This window comes from Streptomyces sp. YKOK-I1 (assembly GCF_054660435.1).
This window is the reverse complement of the sequence record NZ_BAAGDR010000001.1, coordinates 4,624,803-4,641,498: the sequence shown is the minus strand read 5'-3', so window position 1 is coordinate 4,641,498 and position 16,696 is coordinate 4,624,803. Positions and strand designations below refer to the sequence as shown.

Sequence of the window (16,696 nt, the reverse complement as noted above, 5' to 3'; positions counted from 1 at the left end):
GCTCGCTCGATGAACTTTCTGCTGACGGCGAGTGGCTTGCGCAACGAGACGCTGCGGGATGCGCTGCGGGACATGCTGGGAAAGCCGTTCGGATCGGCGAACGTCGTCTACGTTCCCACGGCATCAGTCGCCGAGCCCGGGGACCACGGGTGGTTCGTCACGGACATGAACCGGCTGCACGGCCTCGGCTGGCGTGAGTTCGACGTCCTGGAGCTGAACGGCCTGCCCCGGCAGATGGTGCTCGACCGGCTGCTCCACGCCGACGTCATCTATGTCGAGGGCGGCAGCCACTACCACCTCGCGCGCAGCATCACCGGCAACGGCCTGGCCGACGGCTTCCTGGAGGCGCTGGAGAGCCGGGTCTATGTGGGGGTCAGCGCCGGATCAATGATCCTCAGCCGGAATCTCACCGGGCACTCCGCCGACGTCATCGGGGACGCCGCGGACCTCCACGTGCTCGGCGCGACGACCGTGGAGCCACCGTTCGGCCTCTTCGACTGGTATCTCAAGCCCCATCTGTACTCGCCGGACTTCCCCGAACGGGACGACGCCTGGGCCGATCGTATTGCCGCGCGGGCGGACTTCCCGATCTACTTCATCGACGACGAGACGGCTGTTCGCGTCAGGGACGGCAAGGTGGATGTGATTTCTGAAGGCCGGTGGCGGTTCCATCCGTGACCCGACGCGTGGCGGGGCTCACGCTTCAGGAGGTGGGCCCCGGCCTCCTGTTCACCGGGACATCGTCCTAGAGGCTCGGGAAGACGAGCGCGAAGAAGAGCCGGAGCAGCACGGCCCAGAAGACCGCCGCCGCCAGCGACACGAGCAGCGAGCTGCGCCACCTCAGCACCAGGAAGGGGAAGAGGACCAGGGCCGCCCAGTGCCCGGCCACGTCGATCGACACCCGGGCGGCCTCGTTCAGGGTTCTCGCACGGCCCGTCGCGATCCGGCGAAGCAGCCGCTGGGAGACGAAGCCGTACAGCCCGAGGACGATCGGGAAGAACCACAGCGGGGTGACCGAGACCAGCTCGGACTCCGAGAAGTCGTCGAACGCGACCAGGTAGACGTAACCGGCTGCGGCGAGGCCGCCGAGCAGCGCGATCACATAGACGGCGGTCAGCCCGACCGGCTCGACGGCACTGGCGGGCACGGGGACGGCCGAGGCGTACGGCACGTCGGGCCGCGGGACACCGACCACCTGGTGGCAGTGGGGGCAGCGCACGTCCTGCCCGGCCCGGTCGGCCGGAGCCGAGATCAAGTGCCCGCACGAGGCATGGAACTCCGTCTGCTGCCCCGCGTTCATGTGCAGCCCCCTCCGTATCGGATCCGATCAGAGGCGAGGACGCGGACGACGGCCGTCCGGGTTCCCGCCAAGGGCGTGGAGGAGGGCGGCGAAGGCGGCGGGGGTGGGGGGCTGTGGATATGTGGACGCAGGCTTCGCCTTGGGCACAGTACGAGGACTTCTGCCAGGTGTCGGTTTGCATGTCTGGTTCCTTCACAGGCTTTCCGTCAGGTCTCGGATGAGGTTCCGTGATTCGGAGGGGTCGAGCGCCGTGGCTTCCAACCGGTCCAGAAGCAGCCGGTACTGCGCCAGTTGAGCTTCGGAGTCGATAAAAACCGGGCCGTGGGACTGGTCCAACAGGGCTGTGTCGAGAGTCGGCACGGCGCCGCTCACGAAGTAGCCTGACGATCGGACGAGACCCCGCGGTGGGCCGAGCGATCCCCGGCTGGCGGCCGCCGTCCGAAGAACCCCCACGCCGGTGTCAGGGGCGCTCGAAGAGCTGGAGCACCCCGCCGACCGAGAAGCAGGCCGCGCCCAGCAGCGTGCCCCAGTTGGCGATGTCCGCGTTGACGAGGCTGTCCGTCGCGGGGCGGGTGTAGGCGGCGATCGCCGAGACCATGAAGAGGACGGAACCGAACTGGTTCACGGCGACGATCCACCAGCCGAGGCTGCGGCAGCGCAGACAGGGCCGGTGGCCGTGGCAGATCTCGGAGAAGCCGAGGTGGCCGGAGATCAGGAAGAGCATGCAGCCGATCACGTCCGGCACCCAGATCAGCCGGTTGACCTGCTGCACGCTCAGCCCCTGAAGGAAGGAGTCCAGCAGGTTGACGCCGAAGACCAGGGTGCCGACGAAGAGGACGAACACGCTCAGCCAGTCGATGCGCGTGGGCTCGTAACTCCACCAGCGCCACGGGGGCGTGACCAGCCGGCCCTCGCCGCCGGGGACGTGGCGGGGCGCGTTGACGACCTGGAGGAGGGAGACGAAACCACCCGTGTTGAAGAAGAGGCCCCCGGCGAAGTAGATCGACGCGCACGTGGTGGCGTCCCCCGAGCCGAACTGGGCGACAGCCGCGCCCGCCGCGAAGAGCGCCCCGCCGATGACGAAGGCGGTCGCGGCGACGGCGTTGAGCAGGCGCAGCCGGCGGACGGCGACCGCGTCGGCGCTGGTGTGCCGGCCGACGGCCGCGCCGGGCGCGCGGACGGCGATGATCCCCTGCCGCCGGGCCGGCCGTGACTCCCAGACGGCGGTGCCGCCACCGGGAGGCCGCCAGGTGAGCCGGGTCGTGAACGGTCCCGCGCCCTCGGCGCGCTGCTCGGGCTGTTCCACGGGCTGAGACTAGATGCCGGGGCGGGGGCTCCGGCGAGCGAAACGCGGAGCGTGTCGCGGGCCCGTGTGCCAGACTTCCGCCCATGACCCGCCACCGAAAGGGCCGTGCCGCGTAGGCGCCCTTCCCGCCTCAGAGCGGACAGCAGGCGCTTCGCCGCCCACCACCGTCACTCGAGGCCCGGCCGGCTCTCCGACGAACGAGGCCTGCTGGAACTGGCGATCCACGCCCTCCCCAGGAAGAGCTCCCGCGAACTCCGCGCCCTGGTCACCCCCCTCGACCTGAGAATCCTCGAACACCCCGAAGCCGTCCCCTCCTCCGATCCGCCCCCTCGCTGGTGGCGCTGCGCCTTCTGAACCACGGACAACGCGAACAACACGGACAACCGGAAGGGAAGAACTCCGTGCGACGACCCCACCCCGAGCTCCCCACCGAACGGCTGTTGCTGCGACAGTGGCGGGACGCCGACCTGGACGCCCTCGCGGAGATGGAGGCGGATCCCGAGGTCATGCGCTACATCGGCGACGGCTCCCCCGGCACCCGTGAGCGGAGCGCGGCGGCGCTGGCCCGGATGCGCGCGGGCTGGGACGAGCGCGGCTACGGTCTGTTCGCCGCCGAGGAGACGGAGAGCGGCGAACTGATCGGCTGGGTGGGCCTCGCCGTTCCGGCCTTCCTCCCCGAGGTCCTGCCCGCGGTGGAGATCGGCTGGCGGCTGAGACGCCGCTCCTGGGGGCGGGGCTATGCCACCGAAGCGGCCCGAGTGGTCCTGGCGTTCGCCTTCGAGGAGGCGGGGCTCGACCGCGTCGTCAGCATCTGCCACGTCGACAACCACGCCTCGGCCCGCGTGATGACCAAACTCGGCATGACCCTCGACCGCACCACACACGTACCCGGCCACGGCCGGCGCGTGCACGTCATGTCACGCTGCCGGAATCCGCTGCCGACCTCGGGCGGCGCCGCGGATAGCGGTGCAGCTCCCACGCCGTGTACCCCATGAGGGGGACGAGGACCGGGGGGAACAGCCACCAGGGGATGTCCCACCACACCCCCACAAGGCCCAGGAGGGGGCAGCCGACGGAGAGGACGATCAGCATCGGCTTGCCCCAGCCGCGCCAGGGGAACGGCTGAGGCGGGCGCGGCCTGGTCAGCCGGGCCGTGCCGACGGTGAGGGCCATGGCCGCCAGGAGGCCCGCGCAGGTGCCGAGCGCGGCGGCCATCTGGGGCTCGTCGCGGGGCTCGTCGGAGGACTCCTGGCGGACGCCGTCGCGGCTGACCGACATGATCTCGCCGCGCCAGACCGTGCCGGTGACCCGGTCGCCCCGTTCCAGCTCGTGCAGCAGCGGGCCCGAGTCGCCGAAGCCCAGGACGCCGTTCCAGAAGGGCGCCCCCGAGAGCGTGGCCTCGTAGACGCCGCTCCTGCCGCCCTTGATCCTCGTCCCCTCCACCGTGAAGGCGACCGTGCGGAGGCAGTCCTCGTACTCCCGCGGTGCGGTGCCCGCGGCACAGGGCTCGGCCCCGCTGTAGTCCCGGTAGCGGTCGATGTCGTCGGGGAGCCAGAGGGCGAAGGCGAAGTAGCAGGCCAGGGCCGGGATCAGGGACAGCGTCAGCAGCAGCGCGCCCCACGCCCGCGTCCGCGCCGCGGAGTGTTGCCCGGGGCGCCTGCCCCGTCTGTGCGTGATGCTGCTCCTGCCGGTGCCGGTGCCGGTGCTCCCGCCAGTGTCCCTGTCCGCCACGTCCGACGCCCCCCGTTCGCCCGCGCCGGTCCGCCCGGGCGCCGGCCGCCCGTGCTCGGCCCCCGTACCCGGTCGCCCGGCGCCCGGCCCCCGTCGTCGTAGCTTCTCCCGTCATGACCAGGCAGAAAAGGCGAGCGTCAGGCAGTCAAGAGCCGTGTCTTCTTTCCGGGTTCCGGCAGTTCCAGCACCGGCCCGGCTCTGCCCCCCTCACCCCAGGAACACCGGATTCGTGAACGCGGCCGGCGCCACCCTCCTCACAGCGCCCATCAATGCCGACCGGTCGGTATGGACACCGACCTCTTCTCCCGGTACAGATGAACCGGCCCACATGAACACGCCCACATGAACACGCCCACATGAACACAGAGGAACCGGCACCGAAAGGCCCGCCATGCGCATCGCCGTAACGATCTTCCTCACCGACGAGACGATCACCCCGACCCGCCTCGCACGTGAGCTGGAACAGCGCGGGTTCGCCGGGCTCTACGTGCCCGAGCACACGCACATCCCCGTCGAGCGGACCACCCCGTACCCGGCCGGCGGCGAACTGCCCCGCGAGTACGGCCGCACCCTCGACCCGTTCGTCGCCCTCGGCCAGGCCGCCGCCGTGACCGAGCGCCTCGGCCTCGGCACCGGCATCACGCTCGTCGCCCAGCACGACCCGATCGACCTCGCCAAGCAGATCGCCACCGTCGACCATCTCTCCGGCGGCCGCCTCACCCTCGGCCTCGGCTTCGGCTGGAACGTGGAGGAGGCCGCCGACCACGGCGTCGAGTGGCGGACGCGACGGGAGCTGGTGCGCGACCGGATGGCGCTGATGCGCGCCCTGTGGAGCGAGGAACCGACCGCGTACGAGGGCGTGTACGACTCGGTCCGCGCCAGCAGCGCCTACCCCAAGCCCGTGCAGCAGCCGCGCGGCCCGGTCGTCGGACCCCGCACGCTGATCGGCGGGGCCGCCGGGCCCAAGCTGTTCGCCCACATCTGCGAGTACGCCGACGGCTGGCTGCCGATCGGCGGGCGCGGGCTGTCCGAGACCCTGCCGGTGCTGCGCGCCGCGTGGGCGGACGCCGGGCGCGAGCCGGAGGCGCTGCAGATCGTGCCGTACGCCGTCCACCCCTCCCCGGGCAAGCTCGCGTACTACGCCGACCTCGGCATCGAGGAGGTCGTGCTCCAGCTGCCGCCGGCCGGCGAGAGCGAGATCCTCAAGCTCCTCGACGTGTACGGCCCGTACACCGCGGCTTCCAGTGACACCCTGTAACGACCTGCGATGCGTGACGAATCGGCCTCCCCCACCGGCCCTGATCTGCCCGAACGTATGCTCAAGAGATGACGACCTCCGCGACCTCCGGAACCGGCCCCGGCCCTCTTCCCGGCCCCACCGAGAACTCCATGCGTCGCGCTCTCAAACGTGCCCGGGACGGTGTCGCGCTCGATGTGAGCGAGACGGCCGTCCTGCTCCAGGCGCGCGGCGAGGCCCTCGACGACCTCGCCGCGTCCGCCGCCCGGGTGCGTGACGCGGGCCTGGCCGCGGCCGGCCGGCCCGGCGTCATCACGTACTCGAAGAGCGTCTTCATCCCCCTCACCCGGCTGTGCCGGGACAAGTGCCACTACTGCACCTTCGTCACCGTCCCCGGCAAGCTGCGGCGCGCCGGGCACGGGATGTTCATGTCCCCGGACGAGGTCCTCGACATCGCCCGCAAGGGCGCGGCCCTCGGCTGCAAGGAAGCCCTCATCACCCTCGGCGACAAGCCCGAGGACCGCTGGCCCGAGGCGCGCGAGTGGCTCGACGCGCACGGCTACGACGACACCATCGCCTACGTCCGGGCGATCTCGGTGCGCATCCTGGAGGAGACGGGACTGCTCCCGCACCTCAACCCCGGGGTGATGTCCTGGACCGACTTCCAGCGGCTGAAGCCGGTCGCGCCCAGCATGGGCATGATGCTGGAGACGACCGCCACCCGGCTGTGGTCGGAGCCCGGCGGCCCGCACCACGGCTCCCCGGACAAGGAACCCGCCGTACGGCTGCGGGTCCTGGAGGACGCGGGCCGCTCCTCCGTCCCCTTCACCTCCGGGATCCTGATCGGGATCGGCGAGACGTACGAGGAGCGCGCCGACTCCCTCTTCGCCCTCCGCAGGATCTCCCGCGCCCATCACGGCATCCAGGAACTGATCATCCAGAACTTCCGCGCCAAGCCGGACACGGCCATGCGCGGCATGCCGGACGCCGAACTCGACGAGCTGGTCGCGACGGTGGCCGTCGCCCGCCTCCTCCTGGGTCCGTCCGCCAACCTCCAGGCCCCGCCCAACCTGGTCGCCGGCGAGTACGAGCGGCTGATCGGCGCGGGCATCGACGACTGGGGCGGGGTCTCCCCGCTGACCATCGACCACGTCAACCCCGAGCGCCCCTGGCCGCAGATCGAGGAGCTGGCCGCCCGGTCCGCGGCGGCCGGGTTCGCGCTGCGGGAACGGCTCTGCGTGTACCCCGAGTTCGTCACGCGCGGAGAGCCCTGGCTGGACCCCCGCCTGCTGCCGCACGTGCGCGCGCTCGCCGACCCGGCCACCGGTCTCGCGGTGCCGGACGCGGTCGTCGAGGGCCGGCCGTGGCAGGAGCCGGAGGAGGTCTTCACCGCCTCCGGCCGCACCGACCTCCATGCCTCGATCGACACGGAGGGCCGGACCTCCGACCGGCGCGCGGACTTCGACGAGGTGTACGGCGACTGGTCCGCCCTGCGGGAGGCGGCCGCCCCCGGCATGGCGCCCGAGCGCATCGACACGGACGTACGGCAGGCGCTGGCCACGGCCGCCGACGACCCGACCCGCCTCACGGACGCCGAGGCCCTCGCCCTGCTGCACGCGGACGGTCCGGCGCTGGACGCGCTGACCCGGATCGCCGACGACGTCCGGCGGGCCGCGGTCGGCGACGACGTCACCTACATCGTCACCCGGAACATCAACTTCACCAACGTCTGCTACACCGGCTGCCGGTTCTGCGCCTTCGCCCAGCGCCGCACCGACGCCGACGCCTACACGCTCTCCCTCGACCAGGTGGCGGACCGCGCCCGGCAGGCCTGGGACGTGGGCGCGGTGGAGGTGTGCATGCAGGGCGGCATCCACCCCGACCTGCCCGGCACGGCGTACTTCGACATCGCGAAGGCGGTGAAGGAGAAGGTCCCCGGGATGCATGTGCACGCCTTCTCGCCGATGGAGGTCGTCAACGGCGCGACCCGCACCGGTCTGTCGATCCGCGAGTGGCTGATCGCCGCCAAGGAGGCCGGACTGGACTCCGTCCCCGGCACCGCCGCCGAGATCCTCGACGACGAGGTCCGCTGGATCCTCACCAAGGGCAAGCTGCCCGCCGCCACCTGGATCGAGGTGATCACCACCGCCCACGAGGTCGGCATCCCGTCGACCTCCACGATGATGTACGGCCATGTCGACCAGCCCCGGCACTGGCTCGGGCATCTGCGCACCCTGGCCGGGATCCAGCAGCGGACCGGTGGCATCACCGAGTTCGTGACGCTCCCCTTCATCCACACCAACGCGCCCGTCTACCTGGCCGGCATCGCCCGCCCCGGCCCGACGATGCGCGACAACCGGGCGGTCACCGCGATGGCCCGACTCCTGCTGCACCCGCACATTCCGAACATCCAGACCAGCTGGGTCAAGCTCGGCACCGAGGGCGCGGCCGAGATGCTGCGCTCCGGCGCGAACGACCTCGGCGGGACCCTCATGGAGGAGACCATCTCCCGTATGGCGGGCTCCTCCTACGGCTCCTACAAGTCGGTCAGGGACCTGATCGCGGTCGCCGAGGCCGCCGGCCGCCCGGCCCGCCCGCGGACCACCCTGTACGGCGAGGTGCCGGAGGAACGGCAGCGCGCCGCCCGGGCCTCGGACGGGCATCTGCCGGAACTCCTGCCCGTGCTGGAGTGAGTACGATGATCCGACCCCTATCGAAGGGGCTCTGTAGCCGAGGAGATGCGTGCCCGTGCCTGCCCGACTTCCCTCGTGGATCTGGGTCACCGGTCTGACGGTCGGCGCCATCGCCGCGGTCGGCGCCCTGACGGTGCAGGCCGAGCGGGGCCCGCATCCCACGGCCGCCGCGGTCCGCCCGAGCGCGTCGGCGTCCGCGGCTCCGGGCGCGAAGGCGTCCGCCACGCCGAAGGCCTCGGCCTCCCCGGCCGCGACCGGGGTGCCCGAGTCCTCCGGCACCGGCCGCCGGATCGTCTACGACCTCTCCGACCACCGGGTCTGGCTGGTCGACGCGGACGACACGTCCCGCCGTACCTTCACGGTCTGGCCGGGCACGGTCGCACCCGTGCCCGGCACCTACACGATCTCCGTCCGCAAGGACGCGACGACCGGTTCCGACGGCGTCGCCATCGAGCACGTCATCTACTTCTCGGTCGTCTCCGGCGTCAACATCGCCTTCTCCAACGCCGTCGACGGGGCTTCCCCGCCCCCGGCCGCCGCCGACGCGAAGACCGGCGGCATCCGGATGCCGAAGGCGGACGGGGCGGCCCTGTGGGCGTTCGGCGACCTCGGGACGAAGGTCAGGGTCGTCGAGTAACGCTCAGGCGGCGGTGTCCCGGCGCGCCTCCCGGTAGGCCAGCAGATCGACGAGCAGCACGACCCCGCTGAGCACGAACACCCGTGTCGCCGCCTCCAGCCCGTTCCAGGTCTTCGACTGCCACATCGAGAACCACTCGCCGCCGATCGCGATGAACCCGGCGCCGAACAGCAGCATCAGCATCAGCAGGCCGTACGTCGAGAAGGCGTGCGCCCGTGCGAGGTCGCGGCGCGCCCAGAACCAGGTCCCGGCGGCCAGCACCACGGCGGCCACGGTCTCCCACGCGATGATCGCCACGTACGCGGCGTCCTGCAGCCCCTTGCTCGTCACCGCCCGCCACATCAGGTCGTCGTCCTTGAACGTGTCGTCCATCGCGAGCACATGCCGTACGAACTGCTGGTTCGTCCCGAAGTCGGTGATGTTCCCGAACGCCACGAGGGCGATGTAGAGGGCCACCGTGCCGGTGAGGAGCGTGGCCGTCAGGGGGAGGACGCGTGAGGTCTGTGTGGTGCGTGAGGTGGACGTGGTCATGACGGTCCCCTACCCCGTCAAGTCTCCTGTGTCCCCTCCGTGTTGGGTCAGAATGGGGGCGCCCGGCGTCGGGGGACGGCCGGGGGAAGGGGTGCACCGATGGCACGGACCCAGCGGTCGATGCAGGAGCTGATCGCCCGGCGCAGACGGCAGGGCTTCGTCGGCCGGGGCGCCGAGCGGGCCGCCTTCCGGGAGAACCTGGAACTGCCGCCGGACGACGAGCGGCACCGCTTCCTGTTCCATGTACACGGCAACGCCGGCGTCGGAAAGACCTTCCTGGTACGGGAGCTGGAGCAACTGGCCCGGGAGCGCGGCGCGCCGACCGCGTACGTCGACGAGACGGTCGGCAGCGTCCCGGAGGCGATGGCGGAGCTGGCGGAGCAGTTCGCCCGGCAGGGCCACCGGTTCAGGGAACTGGAGCGGCTGCTGGCCACCCACCGGGAGCGGCGGCACGAGGCGGCGGCGGCCGTGGAGGCGGGGGCGGAGCCGGGCGAGCCGTCCGCCGCGAGCATGGCGGCGGCCCGCGCGACCCTGGTGGGGCTCGGCCTGGTACCGGGGATCGGCGCCTTCGCGGGCGCCCTCGACCCGGCCCAACTCGCCCAGGGGGCAGACCGGTTGCGCGCAGGAATCGGCTCCCGCCTGCGCAACCAGGAGGATCTCCAGCTCCTGCTGACGCCCGAACGCGTCCTCACCCCCGTGCTGTTGCGGGAACTGGCCGAGGTCGCGGCCGAAGTCCCCCGGATCGTCCTGGTCTTCGACACCTACGAACGGACCGGACCGGTCCTCGACGGCTGGCTGCACGAGATGATGACCACCGTCCGGTACGGCGGCTCCCTGCCCGAGAACACGGTCGTGCTCACCGCCGGACAGCTCCCCCTCCCCCCGGCGCGCTGGGGAGGCTTCGCGGACTTCGTCGCGCAGGTCCCGCTCGGGCCGTTCACCGAGACGGAGGCGCGCGGACTGCTCGCCGGCAAGGGAGTGGTGGCCGAGCCCGTCGTGGAGGAGGTGCTGCGGCTCACCGGCGGACTGCCCCTGCTGGTGTCGACCCTGGCCGGACAGCGGCCCGCCGACCCGGACGACATCGGGGACCCCAGTGCCACCGCCGTGGAGAGGTTCCTGAAGTGGGAGCAGGACCCGGTGCGCCGGGCGGCGGCCCTGACCTGCGCGCTGCCCCGGCGCCTGGACGCGGAGGTGTTCCGGACGGCCGCCGACTGCCCCGAGGAGAGGGCCGACGCGCTCTTCGGCTGGCTGCGCGGGCTGCCCTTCGTGGACGACCGGGGCGCTCAGCTGCGCTATCACGACCTGGTCCGGGAGCCGATGCTACGGCTCCAGCGGCGCCGCTCCCCGCGCGGCTGGACCGAGCGGCACGACCGGCTGGCGGAGGCCTTCGGGCGCCGGCGCGAGGAGACGGCCGCCGACCTGGCCGCCGAGGACGAGTGGGAGCACGAACCCTGGCGTGAACTACGCCTGGAGGAGACGTACCACCGCTTGTGCGCCCGCCCGCGCGCCGCGTTGCCCGAGGCCCTGCGCGACGCCGTCGCGGCCATCCGGGAGAGCCCGGTGATCGGCCGCCACTGGGCCCGCATGATGGAGGAGGCGGGCGGCTCGGCGGACGCCCCGGCCGTCCGGGACTGGGGCCGCGGCCTGCGCGAGGCGCTCGCCGACGACACCGCCGGGGTGCTGGAGGCGGTACGGCTGCTGCTCGACCGCCCCGGCCTCGACGACCGCGGCCGGGCGATGGCGTACGCGCTGCGGGGCCGGGAACTGCGGGGCGAGAACCGGATCGAAGCCGCCCTGGCCGCCTACGACCGGGCGATCGAGATCGATCCGACCCTGGTGCGGGCCCACTTCGGCCGGGCGGTCACCCTGCTGCTGACACCCGACCTCACGGAGGCCCTGGCGGCCCTCGGCCGGGCGGACCGGCTGGCCCCCGGCACCTACTGGATCCTCGCCGAGCGCGCCGAGATCCATCGGCTGGCCAGCCGGTTCGAGGACGCGGTCGCCGACTACGACCGGGCCCTCGCCCTCAGCCCGGACTACGACATCGCCCTGGCCGGCCGCGCGGTGTGCCGGCACGCCCTGGGGCGGTACGACGAGGCCCTCGCCGACTTCGACCGCGCGGTCCGCCTCGACGAGACCTATCTGTGGGCACGGGTGCGCAGGGCACGGCTGCGGCGCGCCCGGGAGGAGTGGGACGAGGCCTTCGCCGACCTGAACCGTGCGGTGGACCTCGCGCCCGACGACGCCTGGGTGGCCTCCGAGCGCGGTGACGCCTACCGGCTGGCGGGCCGCCACGAGGAGGCCGTCGCCGAACTCGGCCGCGCCCTCGTCCTCGAACCCGACTACGCCTCCGCGTTGGCGAGCCGGGGCGCGTCCCTGCTCGAACTGGGCCGCGCCGAGGAGGCCCTGGCCGATCTGGACCGTGCCGTCGAGCTGTCCCCCGACTACATCTGGGCGCTGATGCGCCGCGCCCAGACCCGGCGCCGGCTGGACGATCCGGAGGGCATGTTCGAGGACCTGAGGCGGGTGGAGACGCTGGACGGCGAGGACGGCTGGGCCGCCGCCGAACTGGGCGAGGCCTACCGGCTCGCGGACCGGCCCGAGGAGGCCGTGACCGCCCTGCGCCGAGCCCTGGAGCAGGACCCCGAGTACGACTACGCGCTGGCCTCCCTGGGAGCGGCGTACCACGCCCTGAAGGACCGCGCGCAGGCCCTGCGCTGTCTGGACCGGGCACTGGAACTCACCCCCGACTACCCGTGGGCGCTCGCCCGCCGGGCCCAGGTCGCCCTGGCCGCCGGGAGGGCCGAGCAGGCGCTGGCCGATCTGGACCGGTGTGCCGCCCTCGGCGAGGAGACGGACTGGGCCCGCCGTACCGCCGTGGAACTGCTGATCCGCCGCGGACGGTGGGAGGAGGCGGCCGCCCGGCTGTCCGGCCCGGACGGGGCCGCGCTGCCGGACGACGACGTGACCCTGATCCGCGCCGAGCTGCACCTGCGGAGGGGGGAGTGGACGGCGGCCCGCGAAGCGGCCGAGCGGGTGCGCGGGACGGATCCCCTCAACGGCGCCTATGTGCTGGCGCTGACGGTCGGCAGGACGGAGGGGCTGCGGGCGGCCGAACCGCTCTGGCGGGAGTTCGCAGAACTGTTCCGGCAGGACGGGAGGCTGACGGCCGAGGAACTCTGCCTGGCCCACTGCATCGCCGGATGCGCCCTCGGAGACTGGCCCGAGGCCGACCGCCGGCTCGCCGAGGTCCTCGCCGCCGACCAGGACTGGGACGACCTGGCCGACCTCGCCGACGCCCTCACCGACCTCCTGCACAGCCCGGGCGCCGACCGCTCCCGCCTCGCGCACCGCCTCGCCCGCGTCACCGAGGCCCGCGACGCCGTACGGGCGCGGTACGCGCCACCGTCCGCGCCGTCCGCAGGGCCTGCGTAGACCTCCACCGGGCCTGCACCACCCGTCCACCCACGGCCTGCCCCTGACCCCGTTCGATTACAGTGACGGACGTCGTACGTACGGACGGTGCCCGGAGGCCTTGGGAGGACTTGGTGAGTACGGCATCTGGGGCCGTCTGGGGCCGTGCCGAGCAGCAGGACTTCCGCAGCCGGGTGCGGGGCACGCTGCTGGGGGCGGCCGTCGGGGACGCGCTCGGGGCGCCCGTCGACGGGCACGGGGGCGAGGAGATACGGCAGGTCCTCGGGCCGGACGGGGTCGTCGACCTGGTCCCCGCCTTCGGGCGGCGCGGTGCCGTCACCCACCACACCCAGCTCACCCTGTTCACCGTGGACGGGCTGGTCCGGGCCCAGGTGCGGCGCGACACCGGCGCCTGGCATCCGCCGACCGATCTGCACCGGGCGTACCTGAGATGGGCGGCCACCCAGCGTGACTGGGGCCCCGACCTGCGCCGCAAGGACGACGGCTGGCTGGCCCGCGAGGAGTGGCTGTACGCCCGCCGGGAGCCGACCCGCCCGCTGCTCATGGGGCTCGGGGACGAGCGGATGGGCACGCTCGAGGACCCCAAGAACCCTGCGGCCGACGGGCCCGAACCCGTCGCGCGCTCCGCGCCGTTCGGGCTGCTCGTCGGCTGGGAGCCGCAGCTCGTCGCCCAGCTCGCCGTGGAGTGCGCGGCCCAGACCCACGGCCACCCGGCGGCGTGTCTGTCGGCGGGCGCGTACGCCGTCACCGTGCACGCCCTGGCCCGGGGCGAGGAGCTGGACGGCGCGGTGCAGCGGGCGCTCGCGCTGCTGGCGCCGCGGCCGGGGCACGAGCCGGTCTCGGAGGCGTTGCAGCGCGCGCTGGGCGCCGTACGGCAGGGGCTGCCGGGGCCGGCGCGGGTGGCGGAACTGGCGGGGGAGGGGCGGGCGCCGGGCGTGCTGTCCGCCGCCGTGTACTGCGCCCTCGTCGCGGAGGACGTCAGACACGGGCTGCGCCTCGCGGTCAACCAGGGCGGCCCCGCCGCCGCGACCGCCGCCCTCACCGGCGGACTGCTCGGCGCCCTGCACGGCGAGACGGCCCTCCCGCCGGCCTGGCTGGCCGAGCTGGAGGGCCGTCCCACGATCCTGGAGCTCGCCGACGACTTCGCGATGGAGATGACCCAGGGCCCGGCCCTGCACAACCCGGCGGGCGCGTCACCGGGCTGGCTGGCCAGGTATCCGCGGGGGACCTGACCGGTCTGCCGTCTGCGAGCGGCGGCCGTTGCCTGTCGCGGCACTAGTCCCTCGCGGGTGCCGGTACGGTGTCCCGCGGTCCGGGGACGGCCGCCGCGGCGCCCGACGAGTCGTCGTCCGTGTTGATCTTCTCGATGAGGGCGAGCCGCTCCGGGGTGTCCTCCGGCCGGAGGAAGCCGACCAGGATGTAGAGGACGAGCGAGACGGCCAGCGGGATCGACACCTGGTACTGGAGCGGGACGCCGCCGTCGACGTTCCAGTCGATGGGGTAGTTGACCAGCCAGAAGGCGAGCAGACCCATCGACCAGCTGGTCAGCGCGGCGGTCGGGCCGGAGCGGCGGAAGGGGCGCAGCAGGCCCAGCATCATCGGGATGGCCATCGGGCCCATCAGCCCGGCGACCCACTTGATGACGACGGTGATGATGTCCTTGAAGGTGGGGGAGTTGACCTGGGTGGCCGCCGCCATGGACAGACCGAGGAAGACGACCGTCGTCACCCGGGCCGCGATCAGGCCCGACCGCGCGTTCCACTCCCGTGCGCGGCGCGAGATCACCGGTGCGCAGTCCCGGGTGAAGACGGAGGCGATGGCGTTGGCGTCGGAGGAGCACATCGCCATCGTGTGGGAGAAGAAGCCGACGACGACGAGGCCCAGCAGACCGTGCGGCAGGAGCTGTTCGGTCATCAGGCCGTAGGAGTCGGAGCCGTCCGGCTTCTGCGCGGTGACCAGCAGCGGGGACATCCACATCGGGAAGAACAGCACCACCGGCCAGACCAGCCAGAGCGCCGCCGACAGCCGTGCGGAGCGCTCGGCCTCGCGCGGGGTGGCCGTGGCCATGTACCGCTGGGCCTGGTTGAGCATGCCGCCGTTGTACTCGAAGAGCTTGATGAAGAGGAACGCGAGCAGGAAGACCGTGCCGTACGGGCCGACCAGCGGTTTGCCGTGGCCCTGGAGCGCCGGCTCGTCCCAGACGTCGAGGAACCCGATGCCCTTGTCGTTCAGCTTCAGCACGACGGCCACGAACATCGCGATGCCGGCCAGCAACTGGATGACGAACTGGCCGAGTTCGGTGAGCGCGTCGGCCCACAGACCGCCGATCGTGCAGTACACGGCCGTGATGGCGCCGGTGATGAGGATGCCCTGGTTGAGGGAGACTCCGGTGAAGACGGAGAGCAGGGTCGCGATGGCGGCCCACTTGGCGCCCACGTCCACGATCTTCAGCAGCATCCCGGACCAGGCGAGCGCCTGCTGGGTCTTCAGGTCGTAGCGGTTCTTCAGGTACTCGAGCGGGGAAGCGACGTGCAGGCGCGAGCGCAGCCGGTTGATGCGCGGCGCGAACAGCTTGGAGCCGATCGCGATGCCGAGGGCGATGGGGAAGGACCAGGTGACGAAGGAGGTGATGCCGTAGGTGTAGGCGATGCCCGCGTACCCGGTGAACATCACCGCGCTGTAGCCCGACATGTGGTGCGAGATCCCGGACAGCCACCAGGGCATCTTGCCGCCCGCGGTGAAGAAGTCGCTGACGTCGTCGACGCGTTTGTGCGACCAGACGCCGATGGCGACCATCACGCCGAAATAGCCGATGAGCACGGCCCAGTCGAGCCCGTTCATGTGCGTCCTCCCAGGGTTCGGCCCGGCGCTCATCGTGGGCGCTGTCGCATGAACACGACAAGTAACCGTAAGGTCAAAGGGAGGTAAAGCTATTCGGCATGGTGTTCTGCGTTCATCTACATGAACTGACGGTCATGGTGTCACCGCATCAGCTCCCCGGCGTTGACCAGCAGCGACTGCCCCGTGATCGCCCGCGCCCGGTCCGAGGCCAGAAACACCGCCGCGTCCGCCACGTCCCCGTCCGTGGCCAGCTCCGGCAACGCCATCCGCTCCGTCAGCCGGCCCAGCACCTCCGCCTCGGGCACCCCCTCCGTGTGCGCCGTGAACTGCACGTACGCCTGCACCGGCGGCCCCCACATCCAGCCCGGCAGCACGGTGTTGACCCGGATCCGGTACGGCCCGAGCTCCCGCGCCAGCGAGTACATCGCACTGGTCAGCGCCCCCTTCGAGGCCGCGTACGCCGCCTGCCGCACCTGGGACGGGGCCGCCACCGCCGACTGCGTGCCGATGAACACGACCGACCCGCCCCGCTCCTTCAGCGCCCCGAGGCACGCCCGGGTCATCCGCAGCGTCCCCAGCAGGTTCACGTCGATGACCGACTGCCAGGTCGCGAAGTCCGCGTCCTCGACGCCGCCGAAGTACGAGTCCCAGGCCGCCACCTGTACCACCGCGTCGATCCCCCCGAACCGCTCCCGCGCCAGCCCCGCCAGCGCCGCACAGCTCCCCTCGTCGGTGATGTCGGTCGCCCGCCACGCGGTGTGCGCGCCGTCCGGGTCGATCTCGGCCGCGCTCTTGGCGAGGCTCGCCTCGGTACGGGCGCCCAGCACCGCGTTGCCGCCGTCGCGGACGACCGCCGCGGCGACCTGACGGCCGAGCCCGGCGCCGACTCCGGAGACGACGACGGTCTTGCCGGCGAGCAGTGGTGTCGTGGACATCGGGGACCTCCCGGGCTCTGGTGTCTTTTCTGACGGGGCGTCAGAGTAGG

The 16,696-nt window shown here is 72.4% G+C and carries 15 protein-coding genes; 8 read left to right on the top strand and 7 right to left on the bottom strand.

The window, feature by feature from the left end:
- Positions 1–9 precede the first annotated feature (9 nt).
- A complete protein-coding gene (locus ACYQ8Q_RS20275; protein WP_460066761.1) occupies positions 10–678 on the top strand; it encodes a Type 1 glutamine amidotransferase-like domain-containing protein in 669 nt (222 codons plus the stop codon).
- Between the two features lie 67 nt (positions 679–745).
- Here ACYQ8Q_RS20275 and ACYQ8Q_RS20270 read toward each other — a convergent pair whose 3' ends face one another.
- The 3 genes from ACYQ8Q_RS20270 to ACYQ8Q_RS20260 all read right to left on the bottom strand — a co-directional run bounded on the left by ACYQ8Q_RS20270 (position 746) and on the right by ACYQ8Q_RS20260 (position 2,606).
- Positions 746–1,300, bottom strand: coding sequence for a hypothetical protein (locus ACYQ8Q_RS20270; RefSeq protein WP_460066759.1), 555 nt, complete (start codon positions 1,298–1,300; stop codon positions 746–748).
- Between the two features lie 192 nt (positions 1,301–1,492).
- The gene (locus ACYQ8Q_RS20265) at positions 1,493–1,753 is read right to left on the bottom strand and encodes a Scr1 family TA system antitoxin-like transcriptional regulator (protein WP_460066756.1); all 261 of its coding nucleotides are present in this window, start codon (positions 1,751–1,753) and stop codon (positions 1,493–1,495) included.
- 7 nt (positions 1,754–1,760) lie between these two features.
- Positions 1,761–2,606, bottom strand: a complete 846-nt coding sequence (locus tag ACYQ8Q_RS20260) for a hypothetical protein (RefSeq protein ID WP_460066754.1) — start codon at positions 2,604–2,606, stop codon at positions 1,761–1,763.
- Between the two features lie 105 nt (positions 2,607–2,711).
- Here ACYQ8Q_RS20260 and ACYQ8Q_RS20255 point away from each other — a divergent pair, with 105 nt between their 5' ends.
- On the top strand, positions 2,712–2,960 hold the full coding sequence (locus ACYQ8Q_RS20255; protein WP_460066752.1) for a hypothetical protein: 249 nt from the start codon (positions 2,712–2,714) through the stop codon (positions 2,958–2,960).
- A gap of 47 nt (positions 2,961–3,007) precedes the next feature.
- Positions 3,008–3,601, top strand: a complete 594-nt coding sequence (locus ACYQ8Q_RS20250) for a GNAT family N-acetyltransferase (protein WP_460066749.1) — start codon at positions 3,008–3,010, stop codon at positions 3,599–3,601.
- Here ACYQ8Q_RS20250 and ACYQ8Q_RS20245 read toward each other — a convergent pair.
- A complete protein-coding gene (locus ACYQ8Q_RS20245) occupies positions 3,519–4,337 on the bottom strand; it encodes a hypothetical protein (RefSeq protein WP_460066748.1) in 819 nt (272 codons plus the stop codon). The two genes, ACYQ8Q_RS20250 and ACYQ8Q_RS20245, sit on opposite strands and share 83 nt — an antisense overlap.
- A 391-nt stretch (positions 4,338–4,728) precedes the next feature.
- Between ACYQ8Q_RS20245 and ACYQ8Q_RS20240 the strand changes: the two genes are divergently transcribed.
- The 3 genes from ACYQ8Q_RS20240 to ACYQ8Q_RS20230 all read left to right on the top strand — a co-directional run bounded on the left by ACYQ8Q_RS20240 (position 4,729) and on the right by ACYQ8Q_RS20230 (position 8,904).
- Positions 4,729–5,595: an LLM class F420-dependent oxidoreductase gene (locus ACYQ8Q_RS20240; protein ID WP_460066745.1), complete on the top strand. Its 867-nt coding sequence runs from the start codon at positions 4,729–4,731 to the stop codon at positions 5,593–5,595.
- A gap of 68 nt (positions 5,596–5,663) precedes the next feature.
- A complete protein-coding gene (locus tag ACYQ8Q_RS20235; RefSeq protein ID WP_460066743.1) occupies positions 5,664–8,267 on the top strand; it encodes a bifunctional FO biosynthesis protein CofGH in 2,604 nt (867 codons plus the stop codon).
- A gap of 49 nt (positions 8,268–8,316) precedes the next feature.
- On the top strand, positions 8,317–8,904 hold the full coding sequence (locus ACYQ8Q_RS20230) for a hypothetical protein (protein ID WP_460066740.1): 588 nt from the start codon (positions 8,317–8,319) through the stop codon (positions 8,902–8,904).
- Positions 8,905–8,907: 3 nt separating this feature from the next.
- Here ACYQ8Q_RS20230 and ACYQ8Q_RS20225 read toward each other — a convergent pair whose 3' ends face one another.
- Positions 8,908–9,435: a DUF2165 domain-containing protein gene (locus tag ACYQ8Q_RS20225; protein ID WP_460066739.1), complete on the bottom strand. Its 528-nt coding sequence runs from the start codon at positions 9,433–9,435 to the stop codon at positions 8,908–8,910.
- A 99-nt stretch (positions 9,436–9,534) separates the two neighbouring features.
- On the opposite strand from ACYQ8Q_RS20225, the gene ACYQ8Q_RS20220 reads away from it, so the two are divergent.
- Positions 9,535–12,870, top strand: coding sequence for a tetratricopeptide repeat protein (locus ACYQ8Q_RS20220; protein WP_460066738.1), 3,336 nt, complete (start codon positions 9,535–9,537; stop codon positions 12,868–12,870).
- Between the two features lie 113 nt (positions 12,871–12,983).
- On the top strand, positions 12,984–14,102 hold the full coding sequence (locus tag ACYQ8Q_RS20215) for an ADP-ribosylglycohydrolase family protein (protein WP_460066737.1): 1,119 nt from the start codon (positions 12,984–12,986) through the stop codon (positions 14,100–14,102).
- A gap of 43 nt (positions 14,103–14,145) precedes the next feature.
- On the opposite strand, the gene ACYQ8Q_RS20210 is transcribed toward ACYQ8Q_RS20215, so the two are convergent.
- Positions 14,146–15,711: a sodium:solute symporter family protein gene (locus tag ACYQ8Q_RS20210; protein WP_460066734.1), complete on the bottom strand. Its 1,566-nt coding sequence runs from the start codon at positions 15,709–15,711 to the stop codon at positions 14,146–14,148.
- A gap of 140 nt (positions 15,712–15,851) precedes the next feature.
- Positions 15,852–16,646 (bottom strand): SDR family oxidoreductase, encoded by a 795-nt coding sequence (locus ACYQ8Q_RS20205; protein WP_460066733.1) that lies wholly within the window; start codon positions 16,644–16,646, stop codon positions 15,852–15,854.
- Positions 16,647–16,696 lie beyond the last annotated feature (50 nt).